This window comes from Bradyrhizobium sp. ORS 285, assembly GCF_900176205.1.
Taxonomy (GTDB): Bacteria; Pseudomonadota; Alphaproteobacteria; order Rhizobiales; family Xanthobacteraceae; genus Bradyrhizobium.
This window is the reverse complement of the sequence record NZ_LT859959.1, coordinates 5,551,778-5,567,404: the sequence shown is the minus strand read 5'-3', so window position 1 is coordinate 5,567,404 and position 15,627 is coordinate 5,551,778. Positions and strand designations below refer to the sequence as shown.

Below are 15,627 nucleotides of genomic sequence, written 5' to 3'. Positions count from 1 at the left end.
GACGATACGAAGACGTCATCAGCGAGACGAGGCAGCCATGAGCACGACGCCGATCTGGATCAAGGACCCGCTCGCCATTCTGGCCGAGGACGCCGCGCGCGGTGTCGTCGTCAAGGACGGCCGCATCGTCGAGCTGGTCGCCGCCGGGAAAGAGCCTGCAACCGACGGCGCCGTCGCGTTCGACGCGAGCGCCCATGTCGTGATCCCCGGGCTGATCAACACGCATCATCACTTCTACCAGACGCTGACGCGGGCGCTGCCGGCCGCGATGGACCGCGAGCTGTTCCCCTGGTTGAAGGCGCTGTATCCGATCTGGGCGAAGCTGACGCCGGAGTCGCTCGATGCGGCCGTCACGCTCGCAATGGCCGAGCTGATGCTGTCGGGCTGTACCACGACGACCGATCATCACTATGTGTTTCCCGCGGGTCTCGAAGATGCCGTTGGCATCGAGGTCGCTGCCGCCAGACGGCTCGGCATTCGTGTGCTGCTGACGCGCGGCTCGATGAACCTGTCGGAGCGCGATGGCGGCCTGCCGCCGGATAGCGTGGTGCAGGACGAGGACACGATCCTCGCCGACAGCGAGCGGGTGGTCGCGACCTATCACGAGCGCGGGCCGGATGCGATGGTGCAGATCGCGCTGGCGCCGTGCTCGCCGTTCTCGGTGACGGGATCGCTGATGCAGAAGACGGCGGCGCTCGCTGACAAGCTCGACGTGCGCCTGCATACACATCTGGCGGAGACCGAGGACGAGAACCGCTTCTGCGAAGCGATGTTCGGCTGCCGTCCGCTCGACTACCTCGAGCAGAACGGCTGGCTCGGCCCGCGCACCTGGCTGGCGCATGGCATCTTCTTCAACGCCGAGGAGATGAAGCGACTTGGCAAGGCGAAGACCACCATCAGCCACTGCGCCTGCTCGAACCAGCTGCTCGCGTCCGGCTGCTGCCCGGTGTGCGAGATGGAGGAGGCGGGCGTCGGTATCGGTCTGGGCGTCGACGGCTCCGCATCCAACGACGGCTCCAACCTGATGCAGGAGGTGCGCGCCGCCTTCCTGCTGCAGCGGGCGCGCTACGGCGTCACGCGCATCAGCCACAAGGATGCCTTGCGCTGGGCGACGAAGGGCTCGGCCGCGTGCGTGGGACGACCTGAGCTGGGTGAGATCGCGGTGGGGAAGGCTGCGGATATCGCAATGTTCAAGCTGGATGAGCTGCGTTTCTCAGGAGCCGGCGATCCGATCGCCGCGCTGGTGCTGTGCGGCGCGCACCGCGCCGATCGCGTGATGGTCGGCGGCCGCTGGACCGTGGTCGACGGTGCCATTCCGGGTCTCGATATCGCTGGTCTGATCGGCCGGCACAGCGCGGCGGCGCGTCGCATGCAGGCGGGGTGAATGCAGCCGTCAGGTCCCTTGCGTCTCCAGAAAGCGCTCGGCGTAATGGCAGGCGACGAGGCGGCCGTCGATCGGGCGCAGGGCCGGCCGCTGCGTGCGGCAGAGATCGGTCACATGCGGGCAGCGGGTGGAAAACACGCAGCCCGCTGGCGGGTTGAGCGGCGAGGGCAGTTCGCCCTTGGGCACGATGCGCTGACGTTTGCGCCCGAGACCCGGCGTCGCATCGACCAGCGCCTGGGCGTAGGGGTGCAGCGGCCTTGCGAAGATTCGTTCCTTCGGCCCGTGCTCCATCACCAGGCCGAGATACATGATCAGCACGTCGTCGGCGATGTGCCTGACCACGCCGAGATCGTGCGAGATGAAGAGGTAGGCGAGGCCGAGCTCACGCTGCAGGTCTGCGAACAGGTTGAGCACCTGTGCCTGCACCGACATGTCGAGCGCAGAGACCGGCTCGTCGGCGACCAGGAGCTTCGGCCGCAGCATCAGGGCGCGGGCGATCGCGATGCGCTGCCGCTGTCCTCCGGAGAACATGTGCGGATAGCGTCCATACTGCTCCGGACGCAGCCCGACCTTGGCCATCATGTCGAGCGCCTGGGCCCGCCGTTCGCCGCGGCTCAGACTGGTATTGATGATCAGTGGCTCTTCGAGAATGGCGCCGACGCGCTTGCGCGGGTTGAGCGAGCCATAGGGATTCTGGAAGACGATCTGCACGGTGCGACGCAAAGTCTGCGCCGCGCCGGCGGGCGGATTGACGGCGTCGAGTCCGTCAAGCGTGAGCGTGCCGGCTGTCGGCTTCTCGATCAGCGTGACGAGTCTGGCGAGGGTCGACTTTCCGCAACCGGATTCGCCGACGATCGCCAGCGTCTTGCCGGCATCGACTGCGAACGAGACGCCGCCGACCGCCTGCAGATGCGCCGGCGCGCGGAACAGGCCCTGCTTGACCTGGTAGCTCTGCTTGAGATCGCGGGCGGTGACGAGCGCAGTCATGACGAAGCCTCGTGCGCGCGAGCACCGGCACGACCGCGATCGGCTGCGAGGCGCTGCTCCCGCGTGGGATCACCGAGCGGATAATGGCAACGGATCAGACCATCGCGCCAGGGGCGCAGCTCGGGACGGATGTCGTCGCTCACCGGCGTCGCATAGGCGCAACGCGGGCTGAACAGACAGCCGCGCGGCCGATCGTAGACGCCGGGCACCACGCCGGGAATGGTGGCGAGACGCCCGCCGTCGCTCACCTCTGGGCGCGCAGCCAGCAAGGCGGCCGTGTAGGGATGCTGGGGGGCTGCGAGCAGGCTCTCGGTCGGACGCTGCTCCATGATCTGGCCCGCATACATCACGGCGACCCGCTCGGTCGTGTCCGCGACCACGCCCATGTTGTGGGTGATGAGGATCAGCGCCATGCCGCGGTCGCGCTGCAGCGACAGCAGGAGATCGAGTATCTGCGCCTGGATGGTGACGTCGAGTGCCGTCGTCGGCTCGTCGGCGATCAGGAGTTTGGGATTGCAGGCAATCGCCATCGCGATCATGACGCGCTGGTTCATGCCGCCCGACAATTGGTGCGGATAGGCCGACAACCGGCTTTCCGCGGCGGGAATGCCGACCTGCTCCAAGAGCTCGATCACGCGCCGCCGTGCCGCCTTGCGGTCCATTCCCTCATGGATCCGCAAGCTCTCGGCCAGTTGATAGCCGATGGTGAAGGAGGGATTGAGCGAGGTCGTCGGCTCCTGGAAGATCATCGCGACGTCCTTGCCGGTCAGCGCGCGCCGCTCGCGGTCGGACAGGCGCTGCAGGTCGCGCCCCTCGAACAGCAGCTTGTCGGCCTGGACGCGTCCGGGATGAGGAACGAGCCCCATGAGAGCGAGCATACCGACGCTCTTGCCGGACCCGGACTCGCCAACGATACCGAGCACCTCGCCTGCGTCGAGCGTGAGGCTGACGCCGTCGACGGCCCGCACCATGCCGTTGCGCGACGGGAAGGCGACCGACAGATTTTCGATCTCGAGAAGCGGCATCGGATCGCCCTTACGGCTTTGTCTGCATCATCGTTTGAGCTTCGGGTCGAGCGCGTCGCGCAGCCCGTCGCCGAGCAGGTTGAAGGCGAGCACGGTCAGCAGGATTGCGAGGCCCGGCAGGGTGACGACCCACCAGGCCCGCAGCACGAATTCGCGAGCGTCCGCCAACATGGTCCCCCATTCCGGCGATGGCGGCTGGGCGCCGAGACCGAGAAAGCCGAGCGCGGCCGCGTCCAGGATCGCGGTGGAAATGCCGAGCGTCGCCTGCACGATCAGCGGCGCCGCGCAATTCGGCAGCACCTCCTTGAACATCAACCGCAGCCGGCCGGCGCCCGCGACCTTGGCCGCGGTGACGTAGTCCTTGGAGACCTCACTGATGACGGCGGCGCGCGCGATCCGTACATAATGCGGCAGCAGCACGATCGCGACCGCCAGCATGGCATTCATGAGGCCGGGCCCAAGGATCGCAACGATCACGATCGCCAGCAGCAGGCTCGGCAAGGTCAGGGTGATGTCCATCAGGCGCATGATGGTGATCTCGGTCGTGCCGCGAAGAAAGCCCGCGACCAGGCCGAGGATCGTTCCGGAGATCACCGACAGCGCCACCACCGCGATCCCGATCAGCAGCGACAGCCGGGAGCCGTGGATGAGGCGGGACAGAATATCGCGGCCGATCGCATCGGTGCCGAGCGGGTAGGTGAGCGACCCGCCCTGTTGCCAGAACGGCGGCTTCAGGAACGCCGCGTTGTTGGTCAGCACCGGCGAATGCGGCGCCACGACATCGGCAAACAGCGCCAGCAGGACCAGGATCGCGATCACGAGGAGGCCCATGACCGCGCCGGCGTTCTTCCTGAAATCCAGCCAGAATTCCATCAGCGGCGACGGCGGGGCGCCGGCCCGAGCTGCGGCGACACGGGTCTCGATGCTCTCGCTACTCATCGCGAGTACCGGATGCGCGGATTGATCAGCCCGTAGGCAATATCAACCAGCAGATTGACCGTCATGACGATCGCCCCGATCAGCAGCGTGCCGCCTTGAAGCACCGGATAGTCGCGACGGTTGATGCCCTCGATCAGCCATTTGCCGACACCCGGCCAGGAAAAGATCGTCTCGGTCAGGATGGCGCCAGTGAACAGCACGCCGACCTGCAGCCCGATGACGGTCACAACCGGGATCAGGGCATTGCGAAGTGCGTGGATCGCGATCACGCGGAAGCGCGGCAGGCCCTTGGCGCGAGCGGTGCGGATATAGTCCTCGCCCAGCACCTCCAGCATGGCCGACCGCGTCATGCGCGCGATCACCGCGAGCGGCACCGTGCCGAGCACGATCGTCGGCAATACGAGATGCGACAGCGCCGACCTGAACGCGCCGACATCGCCGTCCAGCAGCGTATCGATCAGCAGGAAGCCGGTGACCGGCTCGATGAAATATTGCACCGCGATCCGGCCCGACACCGGCGTCCATCCGAGCTGAACCGAGAACAGCAGGATCAGCAGCAGGCCCCACCAGAAGATCGGCATCGAGTAGCCGGTCAGCGAGATCCCCATCACGCCGTGGTCGAAGATCGAGTTGCGCCGGACGGCGGCAATGATGCCGGCCGGCAGCCCGATGCAGAGCGCAAACAGGATGGCGCAGACCGACAGTTCGACCGTGGCGGGGAACAGGCTCTGGAATTCCGAGATGACCGGCTCATGGGTGACGATCGAGCGCCCGAGATCGCCGTGCACCAGCCGCGCCAGATAGAAGCCGTATTGCACCAGCACCGGCTGATCGAAGCCGTAATCCTTGCGCAGCTGCGCCAGACGCGCCGGATCAATGCCGCGTTCGCCGGCCATGGTCTCGATCGGATCGCCCGGGATCAGGCGGATCAGCACGAACACGAGCAGAGTGAGGCCGATGAAGGTCGGAACCACGAGACTCAGGCGGGTCAAAGCAAATCGAAGCATGCCTTGCTCTGTGGTCCTCGATCGCAAGAAGTCAAATCGTTCGGCAGTCGCCGCAGCATCAGTCGAATGGATCAGGTGCAGAGCGGGCAGCCGCTCCGCACCGTCGTCGGCTAGTCCTTGACGTCGACGCCGTAAAAGCTGTGGCGGCCGAACGGCGACAGCTTGAAGTCGATCACGCGCTTGCTGACGGGCTTGAGCTGCACAGCATGGGCGATGGTGAACCAGGGCGCCTGCTCCTTGAAGATCACCTGAGCCTCGCCATACAGCTTGGTCCGCTCGGCCTGGTCGCTGACCGTCTTGGCCTTTACGACCAGATCGTCGAACGGCTTGTAGCAGAACTTGGCGATGTTCGATCCCGATGCCGTTTGGGCCGAAGCGCAGCCCAGCAGGGTGTGCAGGAAGTTGTCGGGATCGCCATTGTCGCCGGTCCAACCGAGCATGCCCATCTGGTGCTCGCCGGCCTGCAGCCGCTTGCGGTATTCACCCCATTCGTACGACTTGATCTCGGCCTTGACGCCGATCTTGGCGAGGTCGGCCTGCATCAGCTCGGCAACGCGCTTGGCGTTCGGATTGTAGGGCCGCTGCACCGGCATGGCCCACAGATCGGTCTCCACGCCGTTCGGAAATCCGGCTTCGGCGAGCAGCTTCTTGGCTGCCTCGGGATCATAGGGATCGTCCTTGACGGCATCGTTGTAGGACCACATCGACGGCGGGATCGGGTTCTTGGCCGCGATGCCGGTCGACAGATAGACGGCGTCGATGATCGCCTTCTTGTTGATCGCCATGCTGATCGCCTTGCGAACGCGCACGTCGTCGAACGGCTTCTTCTGAGTGTTGAAGGAGAGATAGCCGACATTGAGACCGGGCTGCTCCAGCACCGTGACGTTGGGATCCTTGCGGATTGCGTCGATGTCAGCCGGATTGGGATAGGGCATCACATCGCATTCGCCCTTCTGCAGCTTGGCCCAGCGCACCGAGGAATCCGGCGTGATCGCATAGACGAGGTCGTCGATCTTGGCCTTGCCGCCCCAATATTGCGGGAACGCCTTGTAGCGGATCACGGCGTCCTTCTGATACTGGACCAGATAGAACGGACCGGTGCCGATCGGATCCTGATCGATCTTCTCGGGCGTGCCGGCCTTCAGCATCGCATCCGCATATTCCTTCGACTGGATCGCCGCGAACGGCATCGCGAGATCGGCGAGGAACGGAGCTTCCGGCTGATTGAGGGTGATCTTGATCGTGTAGTCGTCGGTCTTCTCGACCGATTTCAGCAGTTTCGGCATCGCCATGTCGCCGAAATAGGAATGGTTCGGACTGGTCACCTTGAAATAGGGATTGTCCTCCTTCCACTGGCGTTCGATCGAGAACAGAATGTCGTCAGCGTTGAAGTCGCGCGTCGGCTTGAACGATTTCGAGCTGTGCCACTTCACGCCCTTGCGCAGATTGAAGGTGTAGGTGGTGCCGTCCGGGGAGATGGTCCAGCTTTCGGCGAGGCCCGGAACCACCTGGGTGCCGCCGCGCTCGAACTCGACGATACGGTTGTAGATCGGCTCATTGCCATCGAACGATGTTCCGGTCGTATTGACGCCGGGATAGAAGTTCTCCGGGCTGCCCTCTGAGCAGAACACAAGTGTCTTCGCAAAAGCGGACGGACTTGCCAGCAGCGCCGATGCGCAGACGGCAACGAGCAGGTGATATCTGTTCACGGTTGGAACTCCGGGTGGGAACTGGCGACGCTCATGCGCCCATCGGCTGCACCGCGGCGTCTGCCATGACCTTGCTATCGGGTGTTCCTGCTGTCAATGCATCGTAGGATTGAGCAACCGCCGGCGCGGTGCCCGACCTCGGAGAAAGTCTGCCCCGCCGCCGATCGGCGGCAGGGCATTTGGTTGTCGCCTCGCTTACTTGCCCGGCAGCTTGTCGTCGACGTCCTTGACGTAGAAGTTCATGCCGAGGATCTGGCCGTCGGCGAGGTGGTCGCCGCCCTTGCACTCGACCTCCTTGCCGTCCTGCCCGACGACCGGGCATTTGAACGGATGCAGCTTGCCCGAGGTGATCGCGGCCTGGGTCTCCTCGGCCATCTTTTTCACGTCGTCGGGCATGTTGGTGTAGGGCGCCATCTCGAACATCTTGGAGTCGAGGCCGCCCCAGGTGTCCTCGGACTTCCAGGTGCCGTCGAGCTCGGCCTTGACGCGGGCGATGTAGTAGGGGCCCCAGGTGTCGAGGATCGAGGTCAGCTGTGCCTTCGGGCCGAACTTGATCATCTCGGAATCCTGGCCGAAGGCGAGCTTGCCGCGCTCGGCCGCGACCTGCATCGCCGCCGGGCTGTCCGTGTGCTGCATGATGATATCAGCGCCCTGATCGAGCAGCGCCTTGGCGGCGTCGGCCTCCTTGCCCGGGTCGAACCAGGTGTTGACCCAGATGATCTTGACCTTGATGTTCGGATTGACCGACTGCGCGCCCAACATGGTGGCGTTGATGCCGGAGACGACCTCGGGGATCGGGAACGAGCCGATATAGCCGAGCACGCCGGCCTTCGACATCTTGGCCGCGATCTGGCCCTGGATGTAGCGGCCCTGGTACCAGCGGCCCGAATAGGTCGACATGTTCTTGTCGCGCTTGTAGCCGGTGGCGTGCTCGAAATGCACGTTCGGATACTTCTTGGCCACCTTCAGCGTCGGGTCCATGTAGCCGAAAGACGTCGTGAAGATCAGCTTGTTGCCGGCGCGGACGAGTTGCTCGATGGCGCGCTCGGAGTCCGGACCCTCCGGCACGTTCTCGAGATAGGTGGTCTCGATCTTGTCGCCGAGCTCCTTGACCAGCGCCTGGCGGCCGAGCTCGTGCTGATAGGTCCAGCCGAGATCGCCGATTGGGCCGAGATAGATGAAGCCGACCTTCAGCTTGTCGGCGGCATGCGCCACGCCGGCGATGCTCCCCGCCAGCACCAGCGCGGCGGCCGCGCCCAGAAGCCTTTTTATCATGGTCATCGTCTCCAAACAGTCAGGGGAAAAACCGGTGATCCCAAGCGCCGCGCCCCATCGCAGGCGCTCGGGATGAAGTCTCTAGCGATCCGGCACGAACACCGTGCCCAGCGCCGCCGGCGCGGTCGAGCCGCCGGTGCGGGCGCGCGACAGCAGCACCAGCACGATCACGGTCGCGAGGTAAGGCAGCGCCGACATGAATTGCGAGGGAATGCCGACGCCCGCGCCTTGCGCATGCAGCTGCAGGATCGTCACCGCGCCGAACAGATAGGCGCCGATGACGAGCCGGCCCGGCCGCCAGGACGCGAACACGACCAGCGCCAGCGCGATCCAACCGCGGCCGGCGGTCATGCCGGGAATGAAGAACGGCGTGTAGGCGAGCGGCAGATAGGCGCCGGCCAGTCCGGCGCAGCCGCCGCCGAACAGCACGGCGAGCAGGCGGATACGCAGCACCGGATAGCCGAGCGCATGCGCGGAGACGTGGTTGTCGCCGCAGGCGCGCAGCACGAGGCCGGCGCGCGTGCGGTAGAGGAACCACCAGACGGCGACGATCAAGATGAGCGACAGATAGACGAAGGCGTCCTCGCCGAACAGGATGCGGCCGACCAAGGGAATATCGGTCAGACCGGGAATGGCGAGCTTGGGCGCGGTGGTGATGCGTTCGCCGACGAAGCGCGCGCCGATCAGTCCGGACAGGCCGATGCCGAGGATGGTCAGCGCGAGGCCGGTCGCCACCTGGTTGACGGCAAGGCCGAGCGTCATGACCGCGAAGATCAGCGACATCAGCATGCCGGCGATGATGCCGCAGAGCGCGCCGATGATGATCGATCCGGACATCCACGCGCCCGCGAAGCCGCAGGCGGCGCCGACGATCATCATGCCCTCGACGCCAAGGTTGAGGACGCCGGCGCGCTCGGTCACCAACTCGCCGGTTGCGGCCAGCAGCAGCGGCGTCGATGCGGCGAGCACCGAGAGGATGATGGCTTCAACGAGCAGCACTTTGCACCTGCCGCGCGGCGGAGACGAGCTTGAACCGGTAGAGGATGAGTGAGTCGCAGGCGAGCACGTAGAACAGCAGGATGCCCTGGAACACCTTGGTGACGTCGAGCGGAATCTTCATCGTGATCTGCGCCTGCTCTCCACCGATGAACGTCAAGGCGAGGAACAGCCCTGCAATGAGTATTCCAACCGGGTTCAGCCGGCCGAGGAAGGCCACGATGATCGCCGTGAAGCCATAGCCGGGGGAGATGCCCGGCTGCAGATGCCCGATCGGCCCGGCGACCTCGATGATCCCCGCGAGGCCGGCCAACGCGCCGGAGACCGCGAAGGTCAGGAGAATGAGCTGATTGGCGTTGAAGCCGCCGAAGCGCGCTGCGCGCGGCGCGACGCCGACGACGCGGATCTCGAAACCCTTTATGGTGCGGTCGAGCAGCACGAAGGCACAGGCGACGACGGCGAGCGCGATGATGCTGCCGAGATGCAGCCGGCCGCCCTCGATCAGCACCGGCACGGTCGCGACCGGATCGAACTCCGCGGTGGTCGGGAAATTGAAGCCGGCCGGATCGCGCCAGGGGCCGCGAACGAGATAGTCGAGCAGGAGGTCGGCGACATAGACCAGCATCAGGCTGGTGAGGATCTCGCTGGCGCCGAACTTCACCCGGCACAATGCCGGGATCAGCGCATAGAGCGCGCCGGCGACGGCGCCCGCGACCAGCATGGCCGGGAGCACCCAATGACCGGCGTCAGTGCCCTGCGTCGTCACCGCAATCCAGCTGCCGGCGACTGCGCCGACCAGGAACTGGCCCTCGGCGCCGATGTTCCAGGCATTGGCGAGGTAGCACAGCGACAATCCGATAGCGATCATCACCAGCGGCGTCGCCTTCACCGCGATCTCCTGCAGCGAATAGCCGTCGGTCAGCGGCGCGATGAAGTAGACGCCGAGCGCGGTGATCGGGTTCTTGCCGAGCATTGCGAACAGCACGCTCATGGTAACGAGCGTCAACCCGATCGCGATCAGCGGCGATACCAGGGCGATGGTGCGCGAGCGTTCGGCGCGCTTTTCAAGCACCAACTGCATGCGCGGCCTCCTTCTGGTCGAGGGCGGCGCCGCCCATCAGCAGCCCGAGCTTTTCGCGGGTGGCCTCCGCGCGCGGCAGCGCCTCGGAGAGATGGCCATGGAACATCACCGCGATGCGATCGGCGATTTCGATGAGCTCGTCGAGATCCTGGCTGGTGACGAGCACGGCGGCGCCGGCACTGGCGAGATCGATGAGCGCCCGGCGGATGATCGCAGCCGCACCGGCATCGACGCCCCAGGTCGGCTGGTTGACGACGAGTACCGCCGGCCCGCGCAGGATCTCGCGGCCGACGACGAACTTCTGCAGATTGCCGCCGGACAGGCTGGCGGCTTCCGGATCGCGCTTGGCCTTGCGGACGTCGAAGGTCTCGGTGGTGCGATCGACGGTGCGCAGGGTCGCTGCGGCGTTGATGAATCCGTGGCGGACCATGTCGCTCGCGGCGTGGCCGGTCAGCAAGGCGTTCTCCGACAATCTCATCCGAGGCGCGGTGCCGTGTCCGAGCCGCTCCTCCGGCACGAAGGCCGCGCCTATCTTGCGCCGCTGGGTGATCGAGAGATGACCGCAGGCGAGGCCGTCGATGATGATCGTGCCGGGCTCCTTGACCAGGCGCTCGCCGGAGAGCGCGGCGAACAGCTCGTCCTGCCCGTTGCCGGCGACGCCGGCGATGCCGAGGATCTCGCCGCCCTTCAGCTCGAAGGAGATGTTACGCAGACTGACGCCGTGCAGTTCGCTCGGCGCGAGGTTCAGATCATTGACGACGAGGCGCGGCACGGTGGTCCTGCGTTCGGCCGGAGGCTTCACCTCCTTGATCTCGGTGCCGACCATCATGCGGGCGAGCGACGCCGCGGTCTCCAGCTTCGGATTTGTGGTCGCGACCTTCCTGCCGCCGCGCAGGATGGTGGCGGTGTCGCAGAGCCGCTTCACCTCGTCGAGCTTGTGGCTGATGTAGAGGATGGCCCGGCCTTCGGCCTTCAGCCGCTCCAGCACTACGAACAACTGATCCGCCTCCTGCGGCGTCAGCACGGCGGTGGGCTCATCCAGGATCAGGAATTTCGGGTTCTGCATCAGCGCGCGCACGATCTCGATGCGCTGCCGCTCACCGACCGACAATTGCCAGACCTCGCGCTTGGGATCGAGCGGCAGGCCGTAGTCGCGGGCGACGTCGGCGAGCCGCGCCGAGATCGCCTTGAACGGCTCCTTGCCGTCGAGCCCCAACGCCACGTTCTCGGCGACCGTGAGGTTGTCGAACAGCGAGAAGTGCTGGAACACCATACCAATGCCGAGCGAGCGCGCCTCGGCCGGCCCGGAGAGCCTGACCGGCGCGCCTTGCCAGAGCAGTTGCCCCGCACTCGGCTGCACCAGTCCGTAGATGGTCTTGACCAGGGTCGACTTGCCCGCGCCGTTCTCGCCTAGCAGCGCGTGGATCTCGCTCGGGAAGATCTCGATGTCGATACGGTCATTGGCGAGGAAGTCGCCGTAGCGCTTGGTCAGTCCGACCGTCTGCAGCAGCGGTTGCGAGGTCTGAGGAGTAGCCGGCGCGGGGTCAAGCATGTGCGTCTGGGCAGAAATGGAACTGCCTCAATTGTGAGCTAATTTGCGGCGGCGCGTAAGAGGCGAAAAGCGCCATCTTGTGCCCAACTCTTGCCCAGCATTCGAAGCTGGCTCTCGTTTGCGAGCGCGGTTGCGATGTTGGCTGGCCGCAACTTGTTGCGCCGCTCGTCCAAACTAACATGTGGCACTTTTGCGACAGTCATGGGAATTCCAATGGGCCGCAGCAATCTGCCCGTTGGATGAGCAGCGTCATGCCAAGGGCGCTGGAGACCAGATCTCGCGGCGTGCGGGATGCAGAAAGCACTCCAGATCCGGCGCTGCGCCGTTTCGGAAAAACTCAGCAATGTGAAGCGCGAAGATGGGATTACGCAGCGGAGGCGGCGCGACGAATCGTCCCATATCAAGGATGCCCGCGCCGCGGTGCCGCAGTTCAATGAAGCGGAACTTTGGTCAAACCGCGGGCAAGAGCTGGAGAAAGTTGAGGCTTCTCGCATGCAGGCAACGGCGCAATTGTGCATGCAAGTCGGGAATCGGCGCTCGTTAACTGGGGGTGTACTAGATGTCGTTTCGTCAAACCATTGCTGCTGCCTTGACGCTCGGCGCGGCTGTTCTCGCGTCGACTGGCGTGGCTAGTGCGGCCGATCTGCCGGCCAAGGCGATCGCGAAGAAGGCGCCGGCGGAGCTGCCGTTCTTCCTCGTGGTCGATAACCGCGTCAGCTTCTCCTACATCTTCAATGCCCGCCAGCCGGGCGCCTGGACCGGCAACGCCAATGCCGGCTTCAACGCCAACACGGCAAAGCAGGTCTATTCGTTCACCCACTTCGACGTGTGGGGCTACGGCACCAACTTCTTCACGATCTCGCTGTTCAAGTCTGACCATAACGACCCGGCGGGTCCGTGCACGCAGACCGGCGGCATCGTATCGCCCGCGGCGGGCTTTGCGTTCACACCGGCGAGCTGCGCCGGCGCGACCGAGATCTACGGCCTGTTCCGTTCGACCTTCGGCTGGAACCAGATCTTCAACACCAAGGCCTTCACGATGGGCCCGCTGCAGAACATCTCGTTCGAGGTGGGCATGGATGCCAACACCGAGAACCGTTATTTCGGCGCGGCCAAGCGTGACGTGGTCGCCGGTCTGCAGTTCGCGTTCAACCTGCCCTACAAGGGCTATTTCAACGTCGCTCCCTTGATGTACTGGGAGTTCGCCAACCACAACTCGTTCTCGCAATGCGGCGCGGGCTGGTCGAATCCCTGCATCGCCGACGGCAATACCTCGTTCAAGCCGACCTGGGCTGTCGAGACGAACTACTACATGGACCTCGGCTTCCTGCCCGAGAACTTGCAGTTCTTCTCGATCTCGGGCCGCGCCGGCTGGTACGGCAAGAAGGGTTCGGACGCCGAGCCGCTGCCCGCCAGCGTCGCGAACGGCGTCTATCCGACCAAGGTCGAGTTCAACTCGGAGCCGATCCGCCTGACTTTCGATGCGTCCAAGGCGCTGTGGGGTGAGAAGCAGAGCCACATGATCGACGTCTGGGTGGCCTATCGGTACTGGCAGAACAAGTTCGGCAACGACCACAACAATGCAGCCGGCTGCTCCGTCGCCGGCGCCAACGGCACCCGCATCAGCACCGGCGCGTGCACCGAGTCGTCGCTGTACTCGGGCGTGACCGTCAAGTTCTGATCAGTTCGCCAACCAAAAAGGGCGCCGCGGCTCTGGCTGCGGCGCCCTTTCTTTGTTGAGGGGTTATTTGTCCCACACCCCGACATGCAGCGCGGCGGCCTCGTCCTCCAGCAGCGGTCCGACGACCTCCGTCGCGCGCTGCCCGCTGGCGAAGACGGCCCGGCAAGGCAGGTCCAGCGTCGGATTTTCCGGATGGTTGCCGGTAAACTCGCGCAGCCGCCGCTCGCTCAGGCCATAAACGATGCGGCCGATGCCGGCCCAGTAGATCGCGCCGGCGCACATCGCGCAGGGCTCGGCCGAGGAATACAGCGTGGCGGCAGCTCGGATCTCCGGCGCGAGCGTGGTGCAGGCCCGCGTCGCGACCAGCCGCTCCGCATGAGCCGTGGCATCGCGCGAGGGCATGTAGCCGTTCTCGGCTTCGATCAGCACGCGGCCGTTGGCGTCGACCAGAATGGCTGCGAACGGATGATTGCCATGCGCCAGGGATCGCCGGGCGACGGCGAAGCTGTGACGCAAGAAATGCGCATCGCGTTCGTCTCGACCCGCAGGATGAGTCTCGTCCGTTGGACTCTCTCCGCTCACCATCATCCCTCCGCTGCACCCGATCTCGGATGCTGCGCCGTTGGGTCGGAACGCGCAAGGGAACCGATATCGCCAAGCCGGCGTTCACGCGGCATCGACAACGGGCAAGCAGGCGGGGGCAATGGCGGCGAACACGGATTCGAAGGTTGCGGTGTACGCCGCGCTCGCCGGGAATCTGCTCGTCGCCTGCACCAAGATCGCGGCCGCGGTTTGGACCGGCAGCTCGGCGATGATGAGTGAAGCGATCCATTCGGTCGTCGACACCTCTAACGAGCTTGTGCTGCTCTACGGCTTTCACCGCGCCAGCCGTTCGCCGGATCCCCGCCATCCGCTGGGCTACGGCCGTGAGCTGTATTTCTGGAGCTTCATCGTTGCGCTGCTGCTGTTTGCGCTCGGCGCCGGGGTTTCGCTGTACGAGGGCGTGGCGCATCTGATGCAGCCGGAGCCGATCGAGAATCCGGCAGTCAGCTATGTCGTGCTCGGTCTGTCCTTCATCTTCGAAGCCGGCTCGTGGTGGGTGGCCCTGAAGCGCTTTCGCGCCGCCGCTCCCGAGCTCTCCTATATCGAGGCCTTCCGGCGCAGCAAGGATCCGCCCGCCTTCATGGTGGTGTTCGAGGACAGCGCCGCGCTGATCGGCATCATCATCGCGGCAGCGGCGACCGCTGCGGCCGTCACGTTCGACGAGCCGGCGTGGGATGGCGTCGGATCGATCCTGATCGGGCTGGTGCTGGCCGCGACCTCCATGGTGCTCGCACGAGAGAGCAAGAGCCTGTTGATCGGCGAGCCGGCCGATCCCGAGCTGGCCCGCTCGGTGCTGGAGATCGCGCGGGCATCGGCAGGCGTGCGCGCGGCCAACGGCCTGCTCACGGTGCAACTGTCACCGCAGCAGGTCGTGGTCGCGCTCAGCATCGAGTTCGCCGATGAGCTGCGCGCCGATGATATCGAGCGCGCCGTCGTCGCGATCGAGACCGAACTGCGCGCCCGCCATCCCGTCATCGCAACGCTGTTCGTCAAGCCGCAGACCGCCAATCGTTATCGGGAGATGAGCGCGCCCCAGCTGCAGGGCGGGCCCGCACCGGCTTGAACCTCAGGGCCCATAGCCGGCACGGCATCCATTCTCATCAGCGATAGACGACATCGCTTCGCGCCGACGACAGCCGCACCAGCATGCCGATCTGATAGATCGCCGACAACGCGACGAGGATGTAGACGATCCGCGCGATCGGCGACGATGTCGCGGTCTCGGCTGCGCCGTTGCCGAAGATCGCGGTGACGAGATCGAAGTCGAACAGGCCGACGAGGCCCCAGTTCAATCCGCCGACGATCACGAGAAGAAGAGTGATGATGTTGAGTGCCCGCATGGTTCTGCTCCTCAGCCAAGGCATTGATGCGGACCAAAGCGGGGCGGG

At 65.2% G+C, this 15,627-nt stretch carries 14 protein-coding genes; 3 read left to right on the top strand and 11 right to left on the bottom strand.

What is annotated here, in order from left to right:
• Nucleotides 1–37 precede the first annotated feature (37 nt).
• Nucleotides 38–1,384 (top strand): 8-oxoguanine deaminase, encoded by a 1,347-nt coding sequence (locus BRAD285_RS25015; RefSeq protein WP_006612825.1) that lies wholly within the window; start codon nt 38–40, stop codon nt 1,382–1,384.
• 9 nt (nt 1,385–1,393) lie between these two features.
• On the opposite strand, the gene BRAD285_RS25010 is transcribed toward BRAD285_RS25015, so the two are convergent.
• From BRAD285_RS25010 to BRAD285_RS24970, 9 genes are all read right to left on the bottom strand, one after another.
• Nucleotides 1,394–2,371, bottom strand: coding sequence for a peptide ABC transporter ATP-binding protein (locus BRAD285_RS25010; RefSeq protein ID WP_006612826.1), 978 nt, complete (start codon nt 2,369–2,371; stop codon nt 1,394–1,396).
• Nucleotides 2,368–3,396: an ABC transporter ATP-binding protein gene (locus BRAD285_RS25005; RefSeq protein WP_006612827.1), complete on the bottom strand. Its 1,029-nt coding sequence runs from the start codon at nt 3,394–3,396 to the stop codon at nt 2,368–2,370. Before BRAD285_RS25005 ends, BRAD285_RS25010 begins: the two co-directional genes overlap by 4 nt.
• A gap of 27 nt (nt 3,397–3,423) precedes the next feature.
• A complete protein-coding gene (locus BRAD285_RS25000; protein WP_006612828.1) occupies nt 3,424–4,335 on the bottom strand; it encodes an ABC transporter permease subunit in 912 nt (303 codons plus the stop codon).
• On the bottom strand, nt 4,332–5,342 hold the full coding sequence (locus BRAD285_RS24995; RefSeq protein ID WP_006612829.1) for an ABC transporter permease subunit: 1,011 nt from the start codon (nt 5,340–5,342) through the stop codon (nt 4,332–4,334). The genes BRAD285_RS25000 and BRAD285_RS24995 overlap by 4 nt, the downstream gene beginning before the upstream one ends.
• Nucleotides 5,343–5,452: 110 nt before the next feature.
• Complete coding sequence (locus BRAD285_RS24990; RefSeq protein WP_006612830.1) at nt 5,453–7,051, bottom strand: ABC transporter substrate-binding protein; 1,599 nt, start codon at nt 7,049–7,051, stop codon at nt 5,453–5,455.
• Nucleotides 7,052–7,246: 195 nt separating this feature from the next.
• Nucleotides 7,247–8,326 carry a BMP family ABC transporter substrate-binding protein gene (locus BRAD285_RS24985; RefSeq protein WP_006612831.1) on the bottom strand — a complete coding sequence of 360 codons (1,080 nt, stop codon included), beginning with the start codon at nt 8,324–8,326 and terminating at the stop codon, nt 7,247–7,249.
• An 81-nt stretch (nt 8,327–8,407) separates the two neighbouring features.
• Nucleotides 8,408–9,325: an ABC transporter permease gene (locus BRAD285_RS24980; protein ID WP_006612832.1), complete on the bottom strand. Its 918-nt coding sequence runs from the start codon at nt 9,323–9,325 to the stop codon at nt 8,408–8,410.
• Nucleotides 9,312–10,403 carry an ABC transporter permease gene (locus BRAD285_RS24975; protein ID WP_006612833.1) on the bottom strand — a complete coding sequence of 364 codons (1,092 nt, stop codon included), beginning with the start codon at nt 10,401–10,403 and terminating at the stop codon, nt 9,312–9,314. The genes BRAD285_RS24980 and BRAD285_RS24975 overlap by 14 nt, the downstream gene beginning before the upstream one ends.
• The gene (locus BRAD285_RS24970; RefSeq protein WP_006612834.1) at nt 10,387–11,955 is read right to left on the bottom strand and encodes an ABC transporter ATP-binding protein; all 1,569 of its coding nucleotides are present in this window, start codon (nt 11,953–11,955) and stop codon (nt 10,387–10,389) included. The genes BRAD285_RS24975 and BRAD285_RS24970 overlap by 17 nt, the downstream gene beginning before the upstream one ends.
• Before the next feature lie 559 nt (nt 11,956–12,514).
• Between BRAD285_RS24970 and BRAD285_RS24965 the strand changes: the two genes are divergently transcribed.
• Nucleotides 12,515–13,636: a hypothetical protein gene (locus tag BRAD285_RS24965; protein ID WP_006612835.1), complete on the top strand. Its 1,122-nt coding sequence runs from the start codon at nt 12,515–12,517 to the stop codon at nt 13,634–13,636.
• 63 nt (nt 13,637–13,699) lie between these two features.
• On the opposite strand, the gene BRAD285_RS24960 is transcribed toward BRAD285_RS24965, so the two are convergent.
• Nucleotides 13,700–14,221: a nucleoside deaminase gene (locus BRAD285_RS24960; protein ID WP_083846416.1), complete on the bottom strand. Its 522-nt coding sequence runs from the start codon at nt 14,219–14,221 to the stop codon at nt 13,700–13,702.
• A 118-nt stretch (nt 14,222–14,339) separates the two neighbouring features.
• Here BRAD285_RS24960 and BRAD285_RS24955 point away from each other — a divergent pair, with 118 nt between their 5' ends.
• Entirely contained in the window at nt 14,340–15,302 is a 963-nt protein-coding gene (locus BRAD285_RS24955) for a cation diffusion facilitator family transporter (protein ID WP_006612837.1), read from the top strand.
• 37 nt (nt 15,303–15,339) lie between these two features.
• Here BRAD285_RS24955 and BRAD285_RS24950 read toward each other — a convergent pair whose 3' ends face one another.
• Nucleotides 15,340–15,579: a DUF378 domain-containing protein gene (locus BRAD285_RS24950; protein ID WP_006612838.1), complete on the bottom strand. Its 240-nt coding sequence runs from the start codon at nt 15,577–15,579 to the stop codon at nt 15,340–15,342.
• Nucleotides 15,580–15,627 lie beyond the last annotated feature (48 nt).